The organism is Maridesulfovibrio sp. (assembly GCF_963678865.1).
Classification (GTDB): domain Bacteria; phylum Desulfobacterota; class Desulfovibrionia; order Desulfovibrionales; family Desulfovibrionaceae; genus Maridesulfovibrio.
The window spans coordinates 1,969,744-1,995,992 of sequence record NZ_OY787459.1 but is presented as its reverse complement, the minus strand read 5'-3'; the positions used below and the strand labels follow the sequence as shown (position 1 = coordinate 1,995,992).

22 protein-coding genes are annotated in these 26,249 nt (G+C 47.0%); 8 read left to right on the top strand and 14 right to left on the bottom strand.

All coding sequences use genetic code 11. From position 1 onward, the window contains the following. Window positions 1-41 precede the first annotated feature (41 nt). The 13 genes from ACKU41_RS09205 to ACKU41_RS09145 form a co-directional block, all read right to left on the bottom strand. Window positions 42-2,654 (bottom strand): radical SAM protein, encoded by a 2,613-nt coding sequence (locus tag ACKU41_RS09205; RefSeq protein ID WP_321405134.1) that lies wholly within the window; start codon window positions 2,652-2,654, stop codon window positions 42-44. 55 nt (window positions 2,655-2,709) lie between these two features. Then, a complete protein-coding gene (locus ACKU41_RS09200; RefSeq protein ID WP_321405133.1) occupies window positions 2,710-4,656 on the bottom strand; it encodes a sugar nucleotide-binding protein in 1,947 nt (648 codons plus the stop codon). 15 nt (window positions 4,657-4,671) lie between these two features. Continuing rightward, on the bottom strand, window positions 4,672-5,739 hold the full coding sequence (locus ACKU41_RS09195) for a radical SAM protein (protein ID WP_321405132.1): 1,068 nt from the start codon (window positions 5,737-5,739) through the stop codon (window positions 4,672-4,674). Between the two features lie 11 nt (window positions 5,740-5,750). Beyond that, the gene (locus ACKU41_RS09190; RefSeq protein ID WP_321405131.1) at window positions 5,751-6,410 is read right to left on the bottom strand and encodes a class I SAM-dependent methyltransferase; all 660 of its coding nucleotides are present in this window, start codon (window positions 6,408-6,410) and stop codon (window positions 5,751-5,753) included. Window positions 6,411-6,556: 146 nt separating this feature from the next. Continuing rightward, window positions 6,557-7,480, bottom strand: coding sequence for a transketolase C-terminal domain-containing protein (locus tag ACKU41_RS09185; RefSeq protein WP_321405130.1), 924 nt, complete (start codon window positions 7,478-7,480; stop codon window positions 6,557-6,559). Continuing rightward, window positions 7,473-8,279: a transketolase gene (locus ACKU41_RS09180; protein ID WP_321405129.1), complete on the bottom strand. Its 807-nt coding sequence runs from the start codon at window positions 8,277-8,279 to the stop codon at window positions 7,473-7,475. The genes ACKU41_RS09185 and ACKU41_RS09180 overlap by 8 nt, the downstream gene beginning before the upstream one ends. A gap of 22 nt (window positions 8,280-8,301) precedes the next feature. Continuing rightward, window positions 8,302-9,327, bottom strand: a complete 1,026-nt coding sequence (locus tag ACKU41_RS09175; RefSeq protein ID WP_321405128.1) for an aminoglycoside phosphotransferase family protein — start codon at window positions 9,325-9,327, stop codon at window positions 8,302-8,304. Beyond that, window positions 9,314-9,967, bottom strand: a complete 654-nt coding sequence (locus ACKU41_RS09170) for a hypothetical protein (protein ID WP_319776839.1) — start codon at window positions 9,965-9,967, stop codon at window positions 9,314-9,316. Before ACKU41_RS09170 ends, ACKU41_RS09175 begins: the two co-directional genes overlap by 14 nt. A gap of 74 nt (window positions 9,968-10,041) precedes the next feature. Next, window positions 10,042-11,112 (bottom strand): radical SAM protein, encoded by a 1,071-nt coding sequence (locus ACKU41_RS09165; protein ID WP_321405127.1) that lies wholly within the window; start codon window positions 11,110-11,112, stop codon window positions 10,042-10,044. Between the two features lie 8 nt (window positions 11,113-11,120). Continuing rightward, entirely contained in the window at window positions 11,121-11,687 is a 567-nt protein-coding gene (locus ACKU41_RS09160; RefSeq protein ID WP_321405126.1) for an SIS domain-containing protein, read from the bottom strand. A 16-nt stretch (window positions 11,688-11,703) separates the two neighbouring features. Then, entirely contained in the window at window positions 11,704-12,669 is a 966-nt protein-coding gene (locus tag ACKU41_RS09155; RefSeq protein ID WP_321405125.1) for a hypothetical protein, read from the bottom strand. Window position 12,670: 1 nt separating this feature from the next. Next, on the bottom strand, window positions 12,671-14,200 hold the full coding sequence (locus tag ACKU41_RS09150) for a PfkB family carbohydrate kinase (protein ID WP_321405124.1): 1,530 nt from the start codon (window positions 14,198-14,200) through the stop codon (window positions 12,671-12,673). Next, entirely contained in the window at window positions 14,201-15,067 is an 867-nt protein-coding gene (locus ACKU41_RS09145; RefSeq protein WP_321405123.1) for an N-acetylneuraminate synthase family protein, read from the bottom strand. A 253-nt stretch (window positions 15,068-15,320) separates the two neighbouring features. Between ACKU41_RS09145 and ACKU41_RS09140 the strand changes: the two genes are divergently transcribed. The 7 genes from ACKU41_RS09140 to ACKU41_RS09110 all read left to right on the top strand — a co-directional run bounded on the left by ACKU41_RS09140 (window position 15,321) and on the right by ACKU41_RS09110 (window position 23,109). After that, on the top strand, window positions 15,321-16,742 hold the full coding sequence (locus tag ACKU41_RS09140) for a mannose-1-phosphate guanylyltransferase/mannose-6-phosphate isomerase (RefSeq protein WP_319776830.1): 1,422 nt from the start codon (window positions 15,321-15,323) through the stop codon (window positions 16,740-16,742). A gap of 290 nt (window positions 16,743-17,032) precedes the next feature. After that, window positions 17,033-18,064: an N-acetylneuraminate synthase family protein gene (locus ACKU41_RS09135; protein ID WP_321405122.1), complete on the top strand. Its 1,032-nt coding sequence runs from the start codon at window positions 17,033-17,035 to the stop codon at window positions 18,062-18,064. A 28-nt stretch (window positions 18,065-18,092) separates the two neighbouring features. Continuing rightward, window positions 18,093-18,971 (top strand): TIM barrel protein, encoded by an 879-nt coding sequence (locus ACKU41_RS09130; protein WP_321405121.1) that lies wholly within the window; start codon window positions 18,093-18,095, stop codon window positions 18,969-18,971. Between the two features lie 5 nt (window positions 18,972-18,976). Continuing rightward, window positions 18,977-20,434 carry an aminotransferase class I/II-fold pyridoxal phosphate-dependent enzyme gene (locus tag ACKU41_RS09125; RefSeq protein ID WP_321405120.1) on the top strand — a complete coding sequence of 486 codons (1,458 nt, stop codon included), beginning with the start codon at window positions 18,977-18,979 and terminating at the stop codon, window positions 20,432-20,434. Then, window positions 20,427-21,137 carry an acylneuraminate cytidylyltransferase family protein gene (locus ACKU41_RS09120; RefSeq protein ID WP_319776824.1) on the top strand — a complete coding sequence of 237 codons (711 nt, stop codon included), beginning with the start codon at window positions 20,427-20,429 and terminating at the stop codon, window positions 21,135-21,137. The genes ACKU41_RS09125 and ACKU41_RS09120 overlap by 8 nt, the downstream gene beginning before the upstream one ends. Next, window positions 21,138-22,079, top strand: a complete 942-nt coding sequence (locus tag ACKU41_RS09115) for a dihydrodipicolinate synthase family protein (RefSeq protein ID WP_321405119.1) — start codon at window positions 21,138-21,140, stop codon at window positions 22,077-22,079. Continuing rightward, window positions 22,063-23,109, top strand: coding sequence for an N-acetylneuraminate synthase family protein (locus tag ACKU41_RS09110; protein ID WP_321405118.1), 1,047 nt, complete (start codon window positions 22,063-22,065; stop codon window positions 23,107-23,109). The genes ACKU41_RS09115 and ACKU41_RS09110 overlap by 17 nt, the downstream gene beginning before the upstream one ends. A gap of 31 nt (window positions 23,110-23,140) precedes the next feature. Here the strand turns inward: ACKU41_RS09110 and gmd are convergent, their stop codons facing one another. Beyond that, the gene (gmd, locus tag ACKU41_RS09105) at window positions 23,141-24,211 is read right to left on the bottom strand and encodes a GDP-mannose 4,6-dehydratase (protein ID WP_321405117.1); all 1,071 of its coding nucleotides are present in this window, start codon (window positions 24,209-24,211) and stop codon (window positions 23,141-23,143) included. Window positions 24,212-24,764: 553 nt separating this feature from the next. Between gmd and ACKU41_RS09100 the strand changes: the two genes are divergently transcribed. Further along, window positions 24,765-26,228, top strand: coding sequence for a hypothetical protein (locus ACKU41_RS09100; RefSeq protein WP_321405116.1), 1,464 nt, complete (start codon window positions 24,765-24,767; stop codon window positions 26,226-26,228). The last annotated feature ends 21 nt before the right edge of the window (window positions 26,229-26,249 follow it).

Below are 26,249 nucleotides of genomic sequence, written 5' to 3'. Positions count from 1 at the left end.
AGTAACATAAAGACCTGCTTCACTGGGAGGTAGGTCTTTATTTATTTTTTAAAGCTTGCGCGAATCATGTCCGCTACCCTGCGTTTTAGTTCCCGGACCGGAATAATGTAGGTTATCGGGCAGTTCTGGCAGTGCCGGTCAGAAATTTTTCCGGTTATAAGCTGTTTGCGCAGGTCTGTGTAGCCGGGGGTATGCATGGCTTCACGCACGTTTTTATAGTTATTGAGATTTGCCATCACATCACCCCTTATGCAACAGGAGTGCAGGCTGCCGTCGGGCATTATGTATACTGAATTCCAAGGAAACAGGCAGGCTCTCGTTTCTCCGGGGCCCGGAATATCGCTGCGCTGTCCGTAAATTTGTGCGTCGCCCTGAATGTTATGCATCTGGTTTCCAAGTTGAACGGGTTTAACTGCCAGATCAAGTTCCACTCCGTATTCATCATGAGCATGTTCAACCGCGCGCTTTGCTTCTACCATTTCTTTCCACGCGGGCAGCATGCTCATGCGGATATTGTTTTTCCGGGCTATTTGCAGGGCATGTTCAACGTAATTGATAGCTTCTGCGAACTTTTTCCCCTGAAGTGAAAAGATGCTGTTGACCGGAAGTTTTTTGCCGTCAAAATATGCAAGCTCGTTGCAGTTGAGTTGCGGTACATTGTTGGATGCGGCAAGGCTTACAAGGGCAGGGAGCTGTGAAACCACCCGGTCGGTCAAAGTACACATCCATTGAAAATCAGGAACGGGCAGATCTTGGATAATCGCAGCGGCCCTGATTTTGTGCATGTTTAAAAGCATCCTTTGCAGGTTGGCCGGGGGACGGACTTCCTTGAGGATTTCCGGGTCCGCTGAGTCTATACTGAGCTGGATATGATTGAACCGGGAAAGAATCCGGCAGTCTTCATCACTTAGTTCCATATTGAAGTTGGAGCAGAGATTCATGGTCACCCCTGAATCCAGCAGCTCAGCGCAGTACTCTTTCCAGTTTTTCCCGATGAGGGTTTCACCATAGAACCCTACCGTTGCCTGAATAACGTCATTATCCTTTATGTAATCAACTGTTTTACGCAGCAGGGAGTTATCCATCTCCGAGCCTTCTGCCTTGTTCCAGTGCTGGGGGCAATAGACGCAGCTCAGGTTGCATTTTGTAATCGGCTGAAAATTTACAGAATCGAGTTTCAGCGGAGGAAAGCGCAGGTCGTAATCGGAGAGTGTTTCCGGGAAGTAATGTTCTTGGTCATCCTGTTCAAGCGCTTTGATCTCGTTGACGAAATCGGTGGCCTCGCTGCTGAGCTTTTCCCATTGGCTGCTCCTTTTGCCGTTGTGGATGCGTATTTCCCGTTCCATGAATTTACGGTGCAGGTGGTCAGCCTTGTCTGCAGCCCATGCGGCGATATATCCGGCACTGATGGGGGTATCCAGTTGAATGGTCCGCACATCCAGTTTGCTCAGATCAAAGCCGATCATTTCATCGGAGTCGGTCACAATGTATATTTCGTCCATGCTTTTGCAAATGCTCTGTACGCAGTCGTTGTCAACGGCTCCGTGGAATTCATTGAGCACTACCGGATTGATCATGATCGGATGGAGGTGGAAATTATGGGCAATGACCCCTTCCCCCGGAATTTCCCACAGGAATTGTGAAGGCCAGCCGTTGGCTTTGGTGGCATTGATAAAACTGTTTCTGGTGTCGGGATGGATGTGTTGTATGGCAAGATCAACCATTTCACGGGCTTCAATCGGGGCTTCAACGCAATCCTCCGGGAAGAATAGTTCGCGCATGCGCGGGCGGAATTCTTCTTTGGTCACCCGCATGGTCCCGATCATTATTGCCCTGTAACCTTCCTTTGTTCTTTCATATAAATTGCGGAAAGTTGATTCCGAGAAAACTGCATCCGGTGCAAGGAAAATCATATGCGCTCCGGCCTCGTGTCCTTTGCGCAGGGCGTGTTTATGCCCTAGAACCATCATTTCGTATTTATTTTCGGCATTCATGTAGCTGAAATCTATGTAGTAGATCCTGATATCGATGGCTTTCAGCATAAGTTTGAATACAGCTGAATTTTTAATATACGGCGCATCTTCCGGGGTGGTGTAAATTATGTACAGGGAACGTGCTTCTCTGTTCAGGCTTTCAATATTATCCTTGCCGAGTTGGGTAGGCATTACATCGTCCACGAACAGGGCGGTGAATTCTTCACCCCAGACCACATTGACTGCGTGAAAGAAAATTGCCCCCGGCTCTCTTTCGCGCTGGCCTTCGGAAAAAAAATCTTCATATGGGAAAATATCCAGATTGGCTGCCCGGTATTCATGCTGGAAGTATTGTTTTCGGATGTTTTCGTTTTCGGGTTCCTGTTCGGCTGCTTTGCCCAGCAGCCTGCTTGCTTCAGCTGTCTTGCCTAGTTTTTCATATGCCCCGGCCATCAGCAGGTTCAGTTCTGCCTCAGGGGTGTATGATTTTTCAAGTCTGGTAAAATATTCAACCGCTTTTTCCGGACATCCGCATTTAAGGGCAATTCTGGACAACAGCTCGAGTCCTTCGTAGTTTTCAGGAGATTCTTTTAGAATCCTTTTTGCCGCTGTTTCAGCTTCGATGTAATTTTCTGCGGCAAATGCATTTTGTGCGTGAGCATGAAGTTTCGCAATGTCCATTTTGTCTCCGTAAGTAGCAGGTATGTAGCCGGACTGATGAGTGCCGTTTTTCAAATTATATATCAGGGATAATGAATTTAATTCGGGGATAACAGCCATTCAAACGTTGTGCAATATGTGATCCCAGCTCTTTGTTGAAGCCCATGACAACAGCCGCGTCCGGCGGAACCATTTCCGGCCCGAGGATGGGTAGTCCCATGTGGCTTTGCCCTTGTTTGGAAGGGTCTTCATCCACGAAAAAAGATACTTGTTCTTTCAGGGTTGCAGCCAGCCATGTTCCGGCCACTGCAGTTCCGAATATTCCGGTTTTATATTTCGCGCTGGCCTGCCCAGCTTTATGGGCCAGTTGACCCAGCCAGTCCAGAGTATCTTTCATGACTTGCAGATGCTTTTGAGCTGGAACGCGTTCTTGCATGGAACTTCCTTTGCGGGCAGTGATGCCTATTTCTTTTGCCAGCCACGAATCGGTTTTGGCGGTAACGTCCAGCCCTGATTGTTTTGCCAAAAATTCCAGCGAGTCCGGGGTGAAGTGGGAGCAGTGGTCGCAGACCATGAGGTCAAAAGGGTTTTCGGCGAAAGATGATGTATGGACCATGATCAGGCCCCCTTCGCGCAGAAGTCCTGCCAGCTTTTTAAGGGCACTTACCGGATCTGTAAGATGTTCGATGACGTAGGTCAGGGTAATCAGGTCGAATTTGCGCCCGATTTTATCAAATGAGCCGGAATAAAAATTTTCTACTCCGGGAAGGTGCAGAATTTCTTCCCGTTGTATAGACTGTTCATGACCACACAGTTTCCATCCGGGGCGGCGCAGATGGAATTGTTGGAGCAGGCTTCCGTTGCCGCAGCCGACATCAAGCATGGTTCCGTCTTCCGGCAGGGGGTGGGTGTGAATCAGCCTGTCCAGCAGAATTCCGCTACGCGGTCTGCCGTGTCCGTTTTCATCAAAGATCAAGGGTTCACTTCCATTGCTCAGGGGGTACATTTCGTAACCGGAATAGATTTTATTGATATCACTGAGCCATTGCGGGGAAATGTTTTTTTGGGCGTGTCCGCAATCCTTGCAGAGAATGAATCCTCCTGCACGCGGCCACGGTTTGCAGTCCGAAGTGATGCCGGGAAAGTTTTGGCGCTGCTCAAATATGTGCAGGTTGCCGCTGCCGCAGAGCAGGCAGCGGGGGCGCAGGATTTCTTCTATGAGCCGGTCGGCTGCGGGAAAATTAAATTTTATGAATTCTTCGGTTGCCCCGCTTTCAAGAGCGCAATGGGGCGGGCAGTAATCCAGAAATCCTTTACAACTTCCGGGGGTGATCAGCCTGCTGTCAAAGCCGGATTGCCTGCAAATCCTCTGCGCGAATTCGAGATAGCTGATTTCCTGCGGACCGGAGCAATGGAAAATTCCACTGCCATTGTTTTCCATGATCCGGCAGCAGGCAAGGGCTGCGTCCTCAAAATGGACCGGGGCGATAGTCAGGTCTTCGAAAGGTGTGATTTGTCTGCCTGCAGCAAGGTTTTCCAGCCAGCCGGAGATTAGCGGTGTATTGCGCTCCAGAAGCTTGGTCAGCCGCACTATTGCCGTCTGTTTCGGGTATGTTCGCAGAAAGTTTTCCACTTCGGTTTTCTGGTGTCCATACTCTGTGGACGGGCATGGATTTGTGTCCGGTGCCGGGGAGGGAGTTTCCCCGTCAAACACAGCGGTACTGGAAGGGAAGAGTATTTTTGTGCCCCGGGCAAGAAGTGCACGGCACAGTTCTATAGTCCGTTCCACGTTTACTTTCCGGGAGTGCGGATTTTCCGCACACTCCTTATATCCTGAAATTCCGGCTGCGATTACCGCCCAATCAGTGTCAGGAAGATCAGTGAATTTCAGTTCCTCTTTCAGGTCAAGATAAAGCAGTTGCGAATTTTTGCGTGAAGTCTGAAATGTCTCATGTCCGGATTTTTCCGCCAGTCCTGCAATGGCATTGCCAAGTGCTCCATCACCGATAACCAGAATTTTCATGCTGTTGCGGACCGCCTAGACAAAAGGCAGGTGGTCGGGGTTGGCGTTCATGTAATCGTGAATGAGCATGTTTTTGCCATTGGAGACACAGTGGTGGGCGCAGTCCTTGGATGGATTGATTTTAAAGAACTTATCCCGGTTGTTGAACCAGAATTCTTTGAAGCTCATTTCTTTGATCGAGCCGAGGACACCGCAATCAAGGTTGTAAGCTTTGTCCTGACAGGAGTATATCCGCTGGTCTGCTCCGATGACCGGGAGAATCTGCTGGTAAGGGCACCATTGGTACGGTTTGTCGAATTTTTCATCCAGAGCGTGGTAGGAGTCGAATACTTCAAATGAGCTGTCCTGCAGTTCCTGAATGACCCGCTGGGTCTGATCTTTGATCCTGCCGAAAACAGGTGCGTGGTAACGGTTGTTTTCATGTCCGTCATTACTGACCACACAGGGGGAAAACTTGATGCTGTCCACCCCAGCATCTTTCAGTCTGCGGGCCATATCAAAGACCTGTCCTGCGTTATCGCGGCTGATCACGTAATTCACGCCCAAAAAGCATTTGCCGCCCATTTTTTTGAAGTTTTCAATGTTGGTCATGATTTTGGAAAATTCATTTTCGTCCACTGAGCGGAAACGGGAATAGCTCGGTCCGTCCCAGCCATCCATGGAGATTCTGATCCATGTTCCCAAGGCTGAAAATACTTCAGCCACTTCACCGTGCAGCAGTCCGCCGTTGGTCAGGGTGGCGATGCTTACCCCGCCCTCCGCGAGGGTTCTGGCGGTGCCTGCCAATTTTGGATAGCAGAGTGGTTCTCCGCCGCCGCTGAAAGTTACTGCTTTGACCCCCATTTCAATACAGTCGGCAGCGATTTCCTTCATTTTTACCGAGGGGATGCGGTCGGCAATGGACATGTCCTGTCCCAACTGCAGGTTTGGGTTTCGGTAGGCGCAGTATGTGCAGCTGTGGTTGCAGGAATTGGTGGGCTTAATTCTGATATGGATAGGCGCTTCAATGCGTTCCGATTCCGGGGACAGTGAATCAAGCTTATGCTGGTAATGAAAAATTTTCAGGTTGGTATAGAGCTGCATGCTTTCCTCTTTTATTCAAAGTAGATAAATTCGTAATCTCCGGAATATCCGAATTCATTGAAAAGCCATTCCCATTCTTCGTTACTGAAAAAAGATTCGCAGGTCAGGGCCCAGCATTGGAGATTAAACAATTCCTGCTCATTGCGAAAGCTTTCCACGCACAAATATTTATTTCTCCCGACCCGTTCCATTTCGCCAAGGGCTTTTTTGAGATTGAACACAGGAAGGTTGTGCAGGGAATTTACGGAAATGACCAGATCGAATTCTTCATCCGCATAGGGGAAAGGTTTCTCTGCTTCCCTGAGGAACAGGTTGCTTCTTATTTCCGGCCTTGCCTCCGCAAGCGCGTGACGGGAAACATCAAAGCCGCAAACCTCCATGCCCAGTTTGTGCAGTTCATAGAGCAGGAAACCCTTGCCGCAGCCCACATCGAGAATGCGGGAACCCTGCTTTAATCCGTATCTCTCAATCAGACCTTCAGCAACGGGAGTCCAGTATCCTTGAAGATAACGATATCCACCGTAACCGTAGCGGCGGTCTCCGTCCCAGTAATCAAATTCATATTCTTTGGCTTTGAGCATGCACTGCACTTTATCATCCAGCATGCGCGGCAGGTATTCGCGTTTGGTGGATGTGTGCAGCGGTGTGATTAGATTCAGAAGATTTCCCATAATATTATATGATGCGCTGCGCGCTTTTGTCTGAAAGATTTTGCCTCCGGCGGCCTAAGGCCTTTTTGAAAAAAGGTCTTAAGAATCCCAAAAGCTTTTAGTCCGACTTCGCCCGGGAGATGTAACAGGTCAGACAAATATTTAGATTAATTGTCAATTAACCTGTGGGCCTCTTTTACGATATTCTCCGCGGTCAGTCCGTTGTGGGCGAAGTGCTCAAGTTGTGAGCCGTAATTTTCGCTGAAGGAGTCCGCCAGTCCGATCCGCTTCATGCGCAACGGATTAGGCAGGGCTGCCTCAGCAAGGATTTCCGCCACTGCGCTGCCCAGACCGCCGAGGATGGTATTTTCCTCCACGGTAATAACCGCTCGTGTTTGCCGCGCCCGTGAAATTATCGCTTCCGTATCCAGAGGCTTAACTGTAGGCAGGTGCAGAATTGAAGCTTCGATTCCTGCTTTAGCCAAAAGCTCTCCGGCCTGTTTCATGATTCCCAGCATGACCCCGCAGCCGATAAGCAGCAGGTCCCTGCCTTCCCGGTATGGGTATGCTTTGCCGATTTCAAAAGTTTTTTCATCGGTAACGATGGGGTCGTAACCTTTTGCAAGGCGGATGAAAATCGGTCCCTGATGTTTCAGTGTCTGCGGCATGAGCCGGTTCATTTCGTCTGCGTCAGCCGGGCAGAGTACGGTCAGATTGGGGATAACCCGCAGGATGGAAAGATCTTCGGTGGCCCAATGGGTGGGGCCGAGCGGAGCATAGACCAGCCCTCCGCCGTTACCGATGAAACGCACATTGAGGTTATGCATACAGGCATCTAACAATAATTGTTCATAGCAACGCCGGGTCAGAAAGCTCTGGATGGTGTTCACATAAACAATTTTGCCTTCATGGGCCATGCCGCAAGCCATACCCACGGTATGTGCCTCGGCAATGCCTTCCATGAAGAAGCGTTCCGGCATCTCTTTCTGAAAATGGGCAAGAGTTCCCGCGCCGAGATCGGAGCCCATAAAGACTACCCGCTCATCTCTTGCCGCCAACTGATAAACTTGTTTAAGGCAGGCTTTACGCATGGTAATCCTCTATACTTTTGATGAGCATGGCGTGGTCTTCGGCGGACATTTTTGTCTTGTGGTGCCATGTGGGGTTGTTCTCAGCTGCGGGAATGCCTTTGCCTTTGACCGTGTGGCAGATAATTGCTGAAGGTTTGTCTTTTTCAAAGGGCAGTTCTGAAAATATTTTTTTAAGCTCGCCAACATCATGTCCGTCCACCTCGCGCACTGCGAAGCCGAAGCTTTTCCATTTATCGGCAAAGGGTTCCAGACCGGAAATGTTCTCGGTGGGACCATAGGATTGAAGCTTGTTGTAATCGACGATGGCTGTCAGGTTTGAGAGCTTATGCCGGGCCGCGCTCATGGCTGCTTCCCATATCGCTCCTTCTCCGCATTCACCGTCGCCGAGTACGGTGAAAACACGGCTTTTCGATTTGTCGATATTAAGCGCTGCGGCAACACCCACGGCAAAAGGTAAGCCATGCCCCAGACTTCCGGTAGCAAATTCAATTCCCGGAGTTTTTGTTGTGGGGTGTCCGCCCAGCAGTCCGTTATAGGAGCAGAAGCTGAACAATTCATCATCGTTGATGAATCTTTTTTCGGCCAGCAGTATATAAAGGGCCAGACAGCCGTGTCCTTTGCTGAGAATAAAGCGGTCCCGTTCCGGTAATTGCGGGTCGGCGGGATCATATTTTAAAACCGAATCGTAGAGCACGCGGATTATTTCCACTAAGGACATGGACGGACCGACATGGCCGCGCCCGGCATGATGGAGCACATCCACTATTTTTTTTCTGAGCTGTTTCGAACGCTGGTCCAAATTATTCTCCGGTGTATTGGTTTTACAGATCCAGTGCGTGAAGTATCTTTTGGTCTTTATTAAGGATATTTTCGGCCTTTTCAAGTTGCTGGGTGAGCCTGTCCTTTGGGTTGGTAATTTTTCCGCAGGAAAATTCCCGTTGCTCAAGATGCTGGCTTAAAAATTCGTTGAGCAGGATTACAGCCCATTTCAGGCGAAACAAGGGCAGGTGTTTTTTAAAACGCAGGATGAAATTTTCGTCGTGCATAAAAAATTTTTTCATGTCAGCAAAGAAAATAGCCATCTGCTGTCCACTTAAATTCATCGCAGGATGGAGCAGAAAATCTGCAGTGGCCTTAACCGGATCATCCCAGCCGAAATATTCAAAATCAACAAAGGTTATCTTTTGTCCGTTTTTTATTGCGTTGTGAAAACCAAAGTCTGAAGGACTGAGTGTCCTGAATTCCATTGCCAACGGTTCTGTCCACAACCTGCCGGCGAAATGAGTTTTTACGTCGTTGATGCAGGTTTCAAATTGCGGTGAAAATTGATCTTTGAGAAACGTATGCAGGTGCCGGTATGACTTGCCTTCCGTAGGGAGGGCCTGCAATTTTTTGAGGCGTTGCGTAATGTTTTTTATCAGTTCTGCGGGGGAAAAGCAGGCTTCTGCTGCTCGGGGCAGGGCCAGCGCTTTTTTTCGCCCGGATAATTCATGGAGTCTGGATAGGAATGAAATGATTTCCCGGAGGTCCTGATCTGTTCCGTTTTCAATCCTGTCTCCTTTGATAAATGAAAAGACCGCACCCTGAACGGATTCATCGAATGCCAGCGGAGCAGGAACATTGCTGAGCCCTGACTCGGTCATGAATTGCAGGGCCGTCCATTCCTGTTCAAGTCTGCTGCGTCCATCTGCTGTAGGATGAAGATAGAATTTGGCAAGCATGCTCTGTCCGGATTTACAATCAACTCGGAACACTCTGCTGTTGCGTCCGGCACGGATTCGTTCCGTATTTATGGGTAATTCTCCGGTCAAATTACGAACAAGGCTTTCGGGGTCAGAAGTTAGCATTTCCCATCCTCTTGAAAATAAATTCGCTGATATGGGTAAAGTCGGGCAGGACAGTAACATCGGTCAGATCCAGTCCCGGTTCAGCTGAAAAAAGAATTTTGGTGATGTGTGCCGGAAAATTTGGTTCTAAGTACAGTTCTTTGAGATCATCAATGAAGACGGAGTATTTTTGCTTGCTGATGGTTGCGATTTTTTCAGCACGAGTGGGCAGAAAGAAGACATCTTCTTCAGTTATCCCCAAGCCTGACTTGGCAAAAAAATTATTTTGGCGCAGGAAATTCATTGCCGCTGCATGCAGATTTTCCTTGCTGCCTTCGCAATTAGGGTAACGGGTTTTGTGACTGACAATCTGAAATTTTACGTTTCGTTCTTTCAATTCCAGCAAAAAATTCCAAACGCCGGGCATCAGTTCCGCTCGATCTATGTGCGTGCCGTAAATAGCGACCTGTAATTTCTGCCATTTCATTTCTCCATGAACAGCGCGTATCTGATCACGGATTACCCTTTTCATTTTTGGGGTGTCACTGGAAATCAATCCGCGTTCATGGGCAATTCCATGCAAGGAATTGTCATAGCAGATGATGGTATTATCAAGGTCGATTCCCAGAATCACAGGCCAAACCCCTACTAAGGATTCCAAAGGGGATTATCCTCTTTGGCCGCCGGAGGCGAAATTTATTCATCCAAAAGCCCGAAGCGCATCAACTTCCTGCCTTAAATAAAATTTACATGATCGCCGGGATTCTTGAGTTCCCAAAGATACCTGTTGATCTTGTCCATGCGGCAGTTGATGCGGCATTGCTGCGGATCAAGATTCTCTGCACACCATTTAAGCGAGGAAGACCGTTTTGGTCCGTTCCATATTTCTTCGAAGCTGCTGTCGTGAATATTCCCGTAGAGAAAATTGTCCTCTCCCAGAAAAATGCTGCAGCCCCAGACATTGCCCTTGGAATCAATGTAGGACCAGAAGGGCAGGGCATTACAATGCTTGTAGTCCCGTTTCTGACCGTCCCAGATTTTCATGGTTTCACTACGGAAAATTATGTTGAAACTATCTGTTTTGTACGTCTGCAACCGTTCTTCAAGTTCACTGCAATCGGTATAGTCTATGTCTTTGTACTCTGTGCAGATGCTTTGCGGGTGATGGGAGTAGGGCTTGACCACCAGATAGTCCATGCCCGCGTCACGGACCTGTGCAGCAAGGGTTTCTACCTCTCCTTCATTTTCGGGCAAAAGGACAAGTTGTACGCCTAGTGTACATCCTGCCTGTTGTTTTTCGCGGACATTGGCAGCTGTTTCCAGATTATTAAGCACTCGCCGGAAATCTTCGTCCTGTGTTCCGTGGATATGTGCGTAGGTAGCGGGAGTCCCGGCATTGAGACTGACCTTTATCCAACTGGTGCTGCTTAGAATTTGTTCAGCCGTCTTTTCATTGAGCAGCACTGCATTGCTGGTCAGGGCCACGTCTATTCCGGCTTCTTTGGTGGCGCAGATGATCCGGGCCATATCCTTGTGCAGCAGAGGCTCGCCCTCGCCTGCGTACATGATGCTTTTGACTCCCAGCTTTCCCATTTCTACCAAACGTGTGCAGAGGATTTCGGTATCGAGAAAGTCGGGTTTGTAACCGGCAAAGTCCAGACCGCAGAATCTGCAGCGGTGGTTGCAGGCTCCGGCGGGACTCAGTTCCATGTACAGGGGATAGACATTTCCCCCGTCCAGCCATTCGGCAACGCGGCGGGGGTGCAGGTGCAGCTTATGGGAATCTATGCGCAGATTATCACTCATGTATATCCTTATGCCGGGGAAGTAGAAACGGAGTCCATCCAATAATGCAGGATGCAGGCGTGGCCCGTCTCTGCCATGCCGTAGGTGTCCGCCGGGAGCCAGAAGTTGATGTCGCCCAGAGTGCGCAGATTGTTTTTCGGGGACATGGCACTGAGGGTGACTACCGAGGCTCCGGTTTCAGCGGCAAAAGCACAGGCTTTGAGCACATTGGGTGAATTTCCCGAACTGCTGATGGCAACCAGCATGTCATTTGGGGTCAGCCTGCGTTTGAGGGGTTCCACGAAAACCTGATCGTATGAAATATCGTTTGCAAGAGCGGTAATAAGTGCCAGATCAGTAAATACCTGCGTATGTACATGGGCGTTTTTTGCAAGGTCGGCTGAAAAATGACTGGCCATGGAAGCACTGGCCCCGTTACCGATGAGGTATATGATTTTACCTTGATCGCGGAGTCTTTCAGTCATTTCTTTCCAGACCGCGAAGGCTTGGTCACAACCATCCTTGCAGCAGTGATTGCCGCTTACTTCTATGGAGCTGAGGCAGTTCTGTAATTTTTCAGTATGTTTATTCCACAAGATGATTTCCCGGTAATTAAAGATTTGATGCTGCGGACCAGAGTTGGGGGATGGTCCGGGCGTGAAATCCCCTGACATAGTAGCTCTTTCCACCGTCTGCAACTGTACGTACCAGCATGGTTTTCCATGGTCTGAAGTAGTACTGGGCATCGCTTTTCGGGGCTTCGTTTCCTACATTTTCGGGAAGGTCATGCAAATCACATACTAAGGTGGTGAAATTGCGGATTGATCTTTTCGGGGTTGCATTTGCGGCAGCATTGCGGACCATTGCCAGAGCCTTGAGATATATTTCCGGGGCCATGACGGCACTGCCGAAATTCATGACTACCCCGTACTCAAGCTGCTCAAGTTGAGCAGCAAATATCAAAAAATCACGGTAGCTGGCCTCACCAACGGCTGCTCCGTTACAGTTTGGGTGTTCGTGGATGATGTCGTACCCGATCCCGGCATGGACGGTCACCGGAATGCCCAGTTCATAGGCCTTGGCAAAAAGACTGATTTCAGCGTGAGGGAGATTGTTTTCACTGATGTATTTACCCACAGCCTCACCAAAGCCAAGCCCCTGTGCATTGCCTTTGGAAATAATATCATTGAGCTGTCCGGTTTCCTGCCAGAGTCCGAATTGGCCGTTGGAAATATAGGTGGCAACGCATTCCGTGGTCTGCCCGAGAAGGGCGAATTCAAAATCGTGAATGGCGCAGGCTCCGTTGACTGCAATGCAGTTGATCAACCCTTTTTCCATAAGGTCGAACAGATAACGCTGCATTCCGGAGCGGATGACATGGGCACCGATCATGAGTACCCGCGCGCTGTTTTTCTTTCGTGCAGCAGCAAGTTCTTCTGCCACAATCCTGAGAGACGGATGAACTTCAGCGCACATCGTGGGGGCTTCGATAAGGCCGGTGTCGATGAGGCTCCTGCGTTCTGCCAGAGGAAGTACTTTGAGCCTGCTGCGGTCGAACTGAGTGTATTTGCTACTCATTTTATTTCATGGTTGCGGTTATGTATTTGCGCATGGATTGTTTGTCGATGGCCCGGTCATTGCCCATGATCTGCACAGCCAGTGACCCGGCAATATTGCCGAGAAAACCGACCAGTTCTTCATGCAGACCCATACAGGCGGACATTGCCGCTATGGAAAAAAGCGCGTCTCCAGCCCCGACCCGGTCCACCACATTGGACTGGAAGGAAGGGATGCGTACAAATTCGCTGGCCGGATTGTAAAGTGAACACCCCCTGCTGCCTTGAGTCACCAGACCTACTCTGGTTTTCAAGCGGGTTACGGTTTCTATAAGCAGGGGCCTCAATTCATTGATCTGATCGCGGGTTTCAAGGCGCAATTCGTGTTCGGCCAGTGAGAAAAAGTCCATCTTAGGATATTTGCCGATGGTGTTGAAACCCCGGTTTCCGGCATTGGCCTGCGTGTTCACCGCAAGGTAGGGTGATTTTTGTACCAGCAGTTCGATTACTGCCGGGCTGATCAAACCGTGTCCGAAGTCTGCAGTAAGTACCAGATCGTAATCACCTATAATTTCCCCCAGTTCGGCGCATATCTCCTGCTCCACTTCTTCCGGCAGCGGACTGTCATCCATGACGTATATTTCCATGACCTTGCTCAGGGAATAGCTGTCAATGAACCTGCGTTTGAGGGTGGTCGGCCCCTTGGGGCGGGTGAAAAAGCGGGGATTTATTTTTGCGTCCAGCTTTTCGCGGATGAAATCTTCGTAGCGTTCGTTTTCACCGAGCATGGTCAGCAAAGTAACATTTCCGGCAAAATTGGCTACATGGTTGGCTACTGCCAGCGCCCCCCCGGCATACAGCTCGTGGGACTGGTATTTGAGAGCCAGAATAGGGTCCTTGGATGATTTCCCAAGGGTGGAAGCTATCTGGTATTCGTCAAGGATGGTATCCCCGATTACCAGCACTTTGAGGTCCTGCATGCGTTCCAGATGGTCGAGCAGGTCGTCCAGCCTGTAGCGGTTGCGGAACATTTTCAGGTATTCGTCAAGCTCTTCGCTGTTACGGTTCAGGTAGCGGTTGATCAGGTTGGATGAGCTGTAGACAATGTCCGAGGTGAAGACCAGTTCGGCTCCGATTTCACGGACCACATCTGCTTCTTTGCCGATTTTGCCCAGCGGGTCGTTGTCGATGTCCTTAAACTCGTCACCTTTGGCGTAGACATGGGGCCGTATGGCGCGCAGGGTTTCTTCGGCGGTGGGCCATTCATTGATAGCCACGTAATCGGTTTCCCCGAGGGAGGCGAGGGCTTCGGCGCGCAGGATTTCGGTGAAGGCCGGACGGTCCGGTCCTTTATCCACATAGTGGTCCGGGGTCAGGGTGACCATGAGTACATCCCCATGTTCCTTGGCCTGATTGAAATAGCGGATATGTCCGATATGGAGCAGGTCAAATACTCCATGGCAAAGCACAATACGTTTGCCGTTTGCGCGCAACTCTCCGGATATTTCAGCAAGTTCTGAAATTGTTTTTATTTTACCGTCGGCACTGGCCATTTATTCTGCTTTCCATATCTTTCTGATTGACTTCAAAGGGCGCAGCCCATCCTCTGGATCAGCCCGCCATTCCCGGTCCGGCATTTCCGCTTCTACCGGTCTTTTTACTCCATCACCATCCGCTTCCAGACCTTTACGAATATGACGGATCAGCCGCTCAACCTGATGCGGCAGCCAGCAATGTCCGGCTTCGTATTCGGCACCGGTTTTATCAAGGTCAAGGTGCAATTCAATTATTTCGGCATCATATTTATGAATTGCCCGTTGGATAACGGACTCGCTTACTGTATGGTCAGACCAGCCGATTTTGCAATTGAATTTATTTTTCAAGGTCCGCAGGGCTGCAAGGTTGGCCTGATTTACCGGAGCCGGGTAGCCGGAAACGCAGTGCAGCAGGCTGAGATCCTTACAGCCCGAAGAGTATAAAGTGTGCACTGCCGCTTCGATTTCATTCATCTCTGCCATTCCGGTGGAAAGAACTACAGGTTTACCGCTGGCGGCACACCTTTCAAGCAAATTTGTCCAGAGCAGTTCGTAGGAGGCAATTTTTAAAAAATCAACATGCGGGCTGAGAATGTCTACGGCATCAAGAAAGAACGGGGTACATGAGAAAAGGATTTTCCGTTCCCTGCAACGTTCGGCAATAAGCGGAATAAAGGATTCCGGCAGCTCCCAGCGTTCGCGTTCGCGGTGCTCTGCGCTTCCGGCCAGAATTTCAGGAGCGAAAAGGTCTTTAATCCTAAATAGTTGGAATTTGACTGCTCCGCAGCAGATACGCGCGGCGGTATCGATGAATTCATAGCAGCGCTCAATGTTGCAGCCATGGTTGCTGGAAATTTCGGCTATGAATAGGGGGAGGGGATTCATAATTTATGATAATTGGTAGTTTGTTTATAGAATATAACAGCTTCAAGAGTCTATTTGGTGCACGTTTACAAGTCAACAGCTGCCGAGGTATTCCTGCTGATTCCTCCTTGAAAATAATTATATGGTACGAATTGAAATGACAAAAGTGGTATAAATATAGCATGGTTCTGTTGATAGCGCATTTTTGTGTCAGCTTTTTGTTTGATCGCGCAGATTTAAGTTACTCTCATCGGAACAGGTATAGGGGTAAAATATGATTCCAGTTATTTTGGCAGGAGGCACAGGTTCCAGACTGTGGCCCCTTTCTAGAAAAAATTTTCCCAAGCAATTGATGCCCGTACTGGGCGGTGAGTTTTCCCTTCTCCAGGAAACAGTAAAGCGGGTTAGAAAGCTGCCTGAAGTGCAGTCTATGGTGGTTGTAACGAATGAAAAGTACAGGTTTATAGTTGCTTCGCAGTTGCAGGCCATAGGTGTTGATTCTGCCAGAATCGTTCTTGAGCCAATGGGGAGAAGTACCGCTCCGGCCGCAGCTGTGGGTGCTATTCTGGCCCAGCGGGAAGGGGGCGACCAGAATGTTTTGCTGCTGCCTGCCGACCATCATATTCACAATGTTGAATCTTTTCTGGCCAGTATTTCGGGCGCCACAAAGTATACCGAGGATGGTGGACTCGTAACTCTGGGAATTGTGCCGGACAATCCTGAAACCGGGTACGGTTACATTAAACGGGGGGTAGCTGTTCCTGATAGCATGGGGCAGGGGTATTTTATCGATCATTTTGTTGAAAAGCCGGATTCTGAAAGGGCCTGCGAATACGTTTCTTCCGGTGATTACTACTGGAACAGTGGCATGTTTTTATTTAAGGCCGAATCATATCTTCAGGAGCTGGAAAAGTTTGAGCCGGAGATGGTCAACTGCTGCCGTTCGGCGGTTGAGAAGGCCTGTGTGGATCTCGATTTTCTGCGTCTTGATAAGGATGAATTTGAGCGTTGCCCGGAGGATTCCATTGACTACGCAGTTATGGAAAAGACTCTCAAAGGGATAGTCGTTCCTTTGGATTGCGGTTGGAGTGACGTGGGATCATGGTCCTCGTTGTACGAGGTCCGGGATAAGGATTCCCGGCAGAATGTACGCATCGGTGATGTTATTCTTGAGGATTCAAATAATTGCTATTTTCATTCGTCCGGAAGACTGGTGGCCGGAGTGGGGCTCGACAATATAGCAGTCGTTGAATCAAAGGATGCAGTTCTGGTCATACCTCTGGATCGGGTTCAGGATGTTAAGAAGATTTTCAGTAGGCTGAAAACGGAAAGTCGCAGAGAATATGAATCGCACACCAAGGTTTACCGTCCATGGGGCAATTATGAGTCCATCGATGACGGTGAGCGTTATCAGGTCAAGAGGATTATTGTTTATCCGGGCCAGAGCCTGTCGCTGCAGAAACACTTTCACCGGGCCGAACATTGGATAGTGGTTAAGGGTACAGCTGTCGTTACCCATGATGAAGAAGAAATGGTTCTCACTGAAGATCAATCTACATATATACCGCTGGGATCGGTGCATCGGCTTAAAAATCCGGGCAAGGTCGATCTGGAATTGATTGAAGTCCAGACAGGCAGCTATCTCGGTGAGGATGATATTGTGCGTTTGGAAGATGTGTATGGACGGACGAAATAATGATTCATTTCGGGTCGGGGCGGCTGTTGTCTGATACAGGGCTTCGATTTGCGTAAGTGCATGTCTGTAAATCAGAGGTAGCAGTTGAAAGAGGATTCTGTTATTCTGTGTCACATCTGAATTGTCCTCTGTTCTTGGGCGTTTAGCTACTGATTTTGGCCCGGTTGTGGTTGGTCTCAGGCGCTTTGTTTTAACTTAATCGAATACGGCTGTTGCAATGTTAATTTTTTATCCTGAAAATATATAAAACCTTATTTTACGTCATGCCAGAAAACCTTCACATAGGTGAAATGCTAATAGGAAGAGATTGTCCGACTTTCATCATTGCGGAAGCGGGTGTAAATCATAATGGAAGCATAGACCTTGCTAAAGAACTTATCGCTAAAGCAGCTGAGTGCGGAGCAGACTGCATTAAGTTTCAGACATTCAAAGCGGATAAAATAGTACTTAGAGACACTGAAAAAGCTGAATACCAGAAGAAAAACACCGGTTCACAAGAATCACAATTCAAAATGCTCCAGAATCTGGAGATGCCAACTGCATGGTATCCGGAACTGATAGAAGAATGCCGGCGGCATAACCTTATTTTTCTATCAACTCCATATGACACTTCAGACATAGCATTCTTGGAAGAATTTAATCTTCCGGCATATAAAGTTGCATCTGCATGGGCCGTAGAACCTGTTTTTTTAAAAGCGTTGGCTAAGACGATGAAGCCGATACTGTTGTCAACAGGCATGTGTACAGGGGCTGAAGTATATGAAGCAGTGCAAACGATACGAGAATGTGGAAATAATAAAATAATTTTATTGCAGTGCACAACCAACTACCCCTCGCGCAATGAAGACTGCAATTTGATGGCTATGAAGAATATGGGTAAATCACTGAATGTTTTAACAGGATATTCAGATCATACCCAAGGTCTGGCAGCCGCTACACTTTCTGTAGGGCTTGGCGCTTCCGTCATAGAAAGACATTTTACCCTGGACAAAAGTTTTCCGGGCCCTGATCACTCCAGTTCCTCAGATCCCGAAGAATTTGCGCAATTGGTTGTTGCTGTGAAAGAAAGCGAAAAGATCCTCGGAAACGGAATAAAAACTCCCTGTGCGGCGGAGATAATCAATAAAAAAGCCATGCGCAGGAGTATTGTTGCCGCCTGCGACATCCCCAAAGGAACTCGTATTTCCAGTGATCATATAGCATACAAGCGGCCTGCAACCGGCGTCAGCCCGAAACATGCTGAACACATGATCGGACGTATCTCTGCGAAGGACATAGCCAAAGATTCTTTTCTTTATTTTAACGATCTTTCAGTTCGTTAAACACCTTTTTAAAAAGTAGAATAAGTTCATGGCTGAAATTGAAACGGAGTTATACATATCAAGCAGTTGCTTTAAAAAGGGTGAATTTGCAGCCATTCTGGACACAGTGTCCACTCTTCCGGCAACAGGTCTTGAGCTTAGCCACTTCAGCGGTGCAATACCGGATCTCGCAACTATCCAGCAACAGGCAGACCAAAAAAAATGCAAGCTGCTGGTTCACAATTATTTCCCTCCGCCTGAAAATCATTTTGTAATGAATCTGGCCTCAGACTCTGCGGAAACACTTGAGCAAAGCATTTTGCTTGCTGAGAAAGCAATCCGTTTTTGCCGGAAAGCAAATATTCCTTTTTACAGTGTTCACTGCGGGTTCGCCTGCAATGCAGCACCTGAGGACTTGGGTAAGCCCCTTGCTTCTCTGCAAAGAATACCTCTGCAAAATGCAATGGATATTTTCGTCCAAAGCTTGAAAAAAATATGCTCATATGCCCAAAGAATGGGTGTTAAAATTGCAATAGAAAATCACACTGTATCTTCATTTAATCTTGTAAATGGAGAAAACAAACTCCTGCCCGGAGCAACCCCAGATGAACTTTTAAAGATTGTCGACAGTGTTCACATGGAAAATCTAGGCTTACTGCTTGATCTGGGGCACTTAAAAATCACATCCCGGTCAATGGGTTTTGATTTAAACGATGCCATAAAAAAACTGTCTTCCCGAACGCTGGCGATTCATATTCATGATAATAACGGAATCTATGACGAGCACCTCCCCATGACTGAGAGTTCATGGTTCCTGGATCTCCTTGCCAACCATTTTGGGCCGAATGTCAAACTTGTTATGGAAAGTAATGATCAGACAGCCGATTCACTGGCAAAGCAGATCCAAATACTCAAAAAGGTATTGTGACTAAAATGAAAGATATAAGCAAAAACCTCTGTTCTGTTGAGTGTTCCATACGTGATGTTATGGAAAGCCTGAATAAAGGTGTTAACGGAATTATTTTTCTTCATGACAACAATGGCGTAGTCAAGGGGCTTATGACTGATGGGGATGTGAGAAGGGCTATATTGAAAGGAGCGCCCCTTGAGGACAAGGTCCGCAAATATATGAATACGGATTTCATATACGCTCTTGAAGGGCTGCCCAGAAATGAATATCTAAAAAAAATTCAAGGCAAAATATTACAGTTGCCTATCCTGAATGAAGAAGGACATCTTGTAGACATATTATTTTTTAAGGAAAATGCATTTCTTCCGGTAAGTTCCCCTTCTCTCTGCGGGAATGAGCTTAAATATATTACCGATTGCGTCCTTTCCAGCTGGATATCCTCTCAGGGAGCCTACGTTAAAAAATTTGAAAAAAAATTCAGTGAATACCATTATGACTATCCGGCACTATCAACCAGCAGCGGAACTGCAGCGCTTCATCTGGCATTGGTCGCAAGCGGTATAGGTCCCGGGGATGAAGTCATAGTTCCTGACAGTACATTTGCCGCCAGTGCAAACGTGGTTATTCATGCCGGGGCGCGTCCTGTGTTTGTGGATATATCAGAAGATCATTGGACCCTGAATCCAGAGCTTCTCCAAAAAGCGATTACTCCCAGAACTAAAGCAATCATGCCGGTTCATTTATACGGCCAGCCTGCTTGTATGGATGAAATTATGAGCATCGCCGAGGAGCACAACCTGCTGGTTATTGAGGACTGCGCAGAATCCTTGGGCGCACGCTATAAAGGCAGGCTGACCGGTACAATCGGCCACATCGGATGTTTCAGTTTTTTCTCCAATAAAGTTATTACCACGGGAGAAGGGGGAATGGTGATAACAAAGAGAAAGGATATACTCCAAAGAGTCAGCCAATTGAGAGACCATGGAATGTCGCTGACGGAGCGGTACCGTCATGAGTATGTCGGTTTTAATTATCGTCTGACCGGCATGCAGGCTGCAGTGGGACTGGCGCAGATGGAACAGATTGATTCATTTCTCAGCCATCGTCAAAAAATTGTCATGGAGTATGAATCAGGTTTAAAGGATATCCCAGGCATAACTCTTCCCCCCAGACAGGAAGAAACAGACAGTATCTTCTGGCTTTACACAATCCTGATTGACGAAATAAAGTTTGGAATGACGCGTGATACCTTGATGTCGCATTTAAAAAATGCCCGAATTGATTCCCGTCCTTTTTTTCCTCCTCTTCATGGACAACCTGCCTACAAGACACTCGCAGTGGAAGGTGTTTTCCCTGTGGCAATAAAATTGCATGAAGTAGGGTTAAGCTTACCTACTGCAAATAACTTGTCACTGGAAAGAATCAAATCAGTGTGCAGTTACATAAAAAAATTACAACAAGGCAGAAGTGTTGATGAATAAATCAGTTTGCTTGATTCCGGCTAGAGGAGGGTCAAAACGCCTTCCGCGCAAAAATGCACGAAAACTGGCAGGCCATCCTCTCGTCGCTTACACAATTATGGCTGCTACCGAAAGCGGTTGCTTTGATAGTGTCGTAGTTTCATCCGACGATAAAGAAATTCTGGATATTGCCGCTCAATATGGGGCGCAGATCGATGTTCGTCCTGAATATCTTGCTGGGGATACGATTAAAGCCACTCAGGTTCTCGATGAATTTTTGAAACGACCGGAAAATCAGGAAAAATGGGATAGCATATGCATGTGTCTCCCCACATGCCCGCTAAGAACGGCGCAACATCTGATAGACGCTATGAATATTTTCAAAGCCAATAAAAGCGAAATACCGTTTCTGGTGGGAGTAACCAAATATGAATTTCCACCGCAACTGGCAATGACCTTAAATGAAGAAGGGACAGTGGTAACGCCCAACTCTCCTGCTGCGTATTTGAATACACGTAGTCAGGACAATACCCCGACTTATCATCCTAATGGATCAGTATACCTCGCCACAACAGAGGCTTATCTGGAAAAATCAACTTTTTTCGCTGAAAAAATGCTGGCACATATTTTACCTGCTGAAGCATCTCTCGACATAGACTATGAATACCAGCTGGATATTATAGAGGGTTTTCTCAACCATAAAAAACAAGGGGAGTTAAACTAAATGGTTGCTCGCACTTCTTTTATTAATTCGGTAGAAGGACCGGTTTTTCCGATTCTGACCCCCTTCACCGCCAGCGGCGATATTGATTTCAATGCTGTCGAAAATTATGTGGATTTTTTGATTCGATCCGGTGCACAAACTTTGATGGTCACCATTGGTACAAGCCGGTTCAATCTCCTTTCAGAACAGGAAATGCTGGATATGAATGCCTGTGTTGTAAATGCCGCTGAAGGAAAAGCAACCACAATTGTCACAACACCTCCTCTTGGCTCACTGAGAACATCCATTTCATTTGCCCAGCATGCAGAAAGGATTGGGGCCGATGCGATATTAGGCGTCTACCCGGAAAGATATTACGGAGATGACAGCGTCACTGAGTTCTTTTCGGAAATGTGCAAAAGCACATCAACCGGAGTGATGATCCATCTGAAAAAAATGGACCGTGGAGCCGGAAGATTCCCGGAAGTCATACCTTACAGCATGGATATTCTCGAAAATTTATATAGTTACGATAACTTTGTCGGAATGAAGGAAGAGTGCAACCTCCCGGATATGACCCAAAAATACAACGATAAATTTAAAGATAAAATTCTTATTATCGGTGGAGCCGGAGGCATGAACTCTTATCTGAAAGCCTTCAACTGGGGACAGCCGGCATACCTTGTGGGTATAGGCAGTTTTCTCCCGAAAATTGAAATAGAGTTTTTTAATCACTTAAAAGAAGGTGCTACTGATAAGGCTCAGGACATTGTTCTTAATTATGAAAAACCTTTTTTTACTGAAGCAGTTAAACTAGGATGGCACTTAGCGCTTAAGGAAGCCTTGTGTCAGCATGGACTCATGCATTCTTACGAACGGGCCCCTTTGAACCAGCTTGATTCTGATTCTAAAAATATAATTAAAAGAATTTTGGCAGAAAATAATTATGTATCCTCAAATTAGAATAAATAATCGCACTGTAGGTATAGGCCATCCTGTGTACGTTATAGCTGAAATGGCTTGCGCTCACCACGGCAGTCTGGAAAAAGCCCTGAAACTTGTAGACGTAGCGGTTGAAGCTGAGGTTGACGCTGTACAACTGCAATTTTTCTCACGTGACCACTTGATGAGTGTGGAACACCCCGCCTACGATCTGCTTGGAAAGCTGTCATTTTCCGAAGATGAATGGCGCAAAATCTATGACCATGCACGCAAATACTCAATGGATGTCTTCGTATGCACCTATGATACGCCAAGTGCCGAATTCGCAATCAGGCTTGGGGTAGAAGGCATTAAACTGAACTCTTCAGATTTATCCAATCATGATCTGCTTGAGACCGTTGCCAGATCGGGAATCCCGTTTACAATTGGGACAGGTGCTTCCACTGTGGAAGAAATATCGGAAGCTCTGGCTCGCATAAAAGATTACCAAAAGAATGCAATCCTGATGCACGGCATGCAGGCTTTTCCAACTGAAATAGCTGACGCAAACATTAATAAAATAAAAATATTTCAGAGCTGTTTCAATTTGCCCGTTGGGTATCAGGACCATACAAGTGGAGATGACGCCTTTGCCGGGGTCATAGATCTTCTTGCCATAGGCGCCGGGGCATGTGTGGTTGAAAAGCATTATACCTTGGACAGGTCATTGAAAGAAACAGACTATCAGGCTGCCTTAAATCCTCAAGAACTGAATGCTTATGTAAAACGAATCAGGACAGCTTCAACAGCCATGGGGGAAACTTCCATTCAGCCGTTGTCCGAAGCTGAGCGTAATTATAGAAAGTTTCAAAAAAAGCAAATTGTAGCCCGGAAAAATTTAACTGCTGGCAGCATTATTTCCAAGGAAGACCTGAGCTTTTTGCGCACGGGTAAATTAAACGGCTACTCTCCCGACAAGGCGAACGAGCTGTTAGGCAAAAAAATAATTCAAAACATTTCAAAAGGGGCAGCTTTTCTCGCAGAGTATGTGGATGGCTGCGGCCAGGATTAAACGGAGATATATGCCTTTTAAGAGCCTTTGTTTAAAATCCATGCTTGATGCAAAGGTCTTCCCGGCTGGCTAATTTTAAATCTTCTCTGGCCATTTCACGTACAAGTTCTTCAAAAGTTATTTTGGGTTCCCATCCCAATTCCCTTTTGGCCTTTGAGGGGTCACCGAGGAGTGTTTCCACTTCTGTGGGCCGGTAATAACGTGGGTCAACCGCCACAACACGTTTTCCGGTTACAGTGTTTATAGCATGTTCTTCTTCCCCCTCGCCTTGCCATTCGAGATCTATCCCCATTTCTTTTGCCACTGCGTTGACAAAATCCCTTACGGAATGTTGATGGCCTGTGGCGATAACATAGTCCTGAGGTGTATCCTGCTGCAGCATAAGCCACTGCATATATACAAAATCCTTGGCATGTCCCCAGTCCCGTTTGGCATTCATATTACCTAGATAAAGACATTCTTGCATACCCAGCTTGATTCGGGCCAACGCTTTAGTTATTTTGCGGGTTACAAAGGTTTCACCCCTGACCGGGGACTCGTGATTAAAGAGAATTCCGTTGCATGCATACATGTCGTATGCCTCTCTATAGTTTACACAAATCCAGTAAGCATAAAGCTTGGCTACTGCATAAGGAGAGCGGGGGTAAAAAGGAGTGCTTTCCATCTGTGGGCTTTCCTGGACCTTGCCGAAAAGTTCAGATGTAGAAGCCTGATAGAAGCGGGTCTCTTTCTGCAGCCCCAGAATACGGATTGCTTCTAAAAGGCGCAGTGTCCCGATGCCGGTTACGTCGGCCGTATATTCCGGGCTGTCGAACGAAACATGGACATGGCTTTGAGCTGCAAGATTATAAATTTCGCAAGGCTGCACTTCTTGAATTATACGGATAAGATTCGTGGAATCGGTAAGATCTCCGTAGTGAAGATAAAAATTATTCACTTCCTCATGTGTGTCGCCATAGATGTCATCAATGCGTTGGGTATTTGATACGGAAGACCGGCGTTGAATACCATGAACCTCGTATCCTTTTTCCAGAAGAAGCTTGGTTAAGTAAGAACCGTCTTGCCCGGTTACACCGGTAATAAGGGCTTTTTTCATCGTCATTTTAAAACCTTACGGGATGCCATTAACACATTGATTAAATACAATGTTACTCTCTTTACCGGATAAACAATTATAGAAAGAGATATAAATTCAGTTTGTAAGCCAAACATTTCAGCCGGATCAGCATAATGCCTACCTCAATAGACCATAAAAATCATCATTTTTGTAAGAGCTCAACCGAATAATATCCGGAAACAGAGGACCAATTTGAACTGTTTATTAATAGGCATGCTCTTATAAGGGTTGCATACAAAGTTTTTTAGCGTTTGGCATGAAAAAGTATACACAAAAACGATGTGATACGCTGTTCTTGATGAAGATTGCGCTGGTTGTTTGTCCGGATCAGGTGGCAGGCAGCCTGTTGAATCTCCTAGAATAAAGTTGACCTCAAAACTATATTGTCGCAATGTTTGTCAAAAAAATATGGTACTTGTGAATTCCAAAATTGCGGTAATTGCTGTATCGCTTCAATGGAAGTTCTTGTCTGATCCCGCAGAAGTCAAGATGTTCAGGTAATTTATTTGCAGGTGTTCAATCGGAAAAAGGAGAAGATATGACGTCCAGAAAATTCAATGTCAAATTAGCATGTTTAAAAGCTGCTGCGGTAGAAAGAGAGTTTGACGTCAATAGCGTGACCTTCGGGGGAATGCAGGTCTGGCCTTTGATCCGATTCATGCTCTATGATCAGCTGACCTGGGGTAAGGGTAATTTTATTTCTACTGGTGAGGTGTGGTTCAATAAGTTCGATTATGACAGAAAATTTCCGGAATTTTCCAGATCCATGGCCGGAACGGATATTTTATGGCTGTCAAATCCTGAATACTATACAGATAAGATTGACGGTAAGTATTTCTGCCGTTTCGAAGATCCTTTTATTGAACTCTTTGATAAAGGAAATATTAAAAAGATTGAGCTTCGGACTGCTCTATCAGTTGAAAGAAGTGACCGGCTTCACAAACCGCATTATTTTTGCCCATCAGTTAGCGTACTTAGAGCTCCGGTAGAAAAACTCCCTGAAATTAAAAATTTTGATGAAGTTGCGGCTGTTATTAAAGCTGTCTGCGGTGCGCGCATTGCGCGGGAACAATTGCTGGAAATAGCTCTAAACGTTTTTTCTTACTTCGAATATTTTCTGGATATGTTGCAGGTGATACGCCCAAAGGCCGTATTTTTTGCCTGTTATTACTCCAGAATAAATATGGGGCTGATTAGAGCCTGCCGTCACCTGGGTATTCCGTCGGTGGATTATCAGCATGGAAAGCAGGGCAAGTTCCATGGGATGTATACTCATTGGACCGCTGTTCCCCCGGAAGGTTATGAACTGCTTCCCCGTTATTTCTGGAGCTGGGGAGAGGAATCTGCATACAACATCTCCCGCTGGATGGGAGACGCCGGACGCATGCACCAGACTCTGGTCGGGGGGAGCCCATGGCTTTATTTGTGGGTTAACGGTATGTGTTCCGAAGATGCTGATGTTATTCGTGAATTTGAACGCCTTTTTTCCGGTAAAAAAACAATACTTGTCTGTCTGCAGAGGACTGAAGACGGCAATGTTATGCTTTTGGACTCCATGATTTCAGCCATGCGTGATGCTCCGCAGGATTGGTGCTGGTTGTTAAGGCTTCCCCCAGCTTTTCGTGACAGGAGGGAAGTTGTTGTTGAGAAATTGAAAGCGAACGGTATATCAAATTATGAATTTGATATTACCAACCGGGCAAGTCTCTATACCCTGCTGAAAAGAGTGGACCACCATGTAACTACTTTTTCCAGTGTCTGCTACGAAGCATTGTCTTTTGGTATAAATACTGTTGTTGTACATCCTATCGCCAAGGCCCTTTATCCAGAATATATTGAAAAAGGATATTTTATCTATGCTCAAACAGGGGAGCAGATTCTCAGTTCTATTAAAGAAGGGATGGAAGGTGATTTTATTTCCGAGGAAAATCCGTATATTGTCTCGGATATAAAAAGCGCAAGAAAGAACATCTATTTTTTCTTATCTCAAAATAAAATGTAAAAGTCTTCATCTACGTAGATG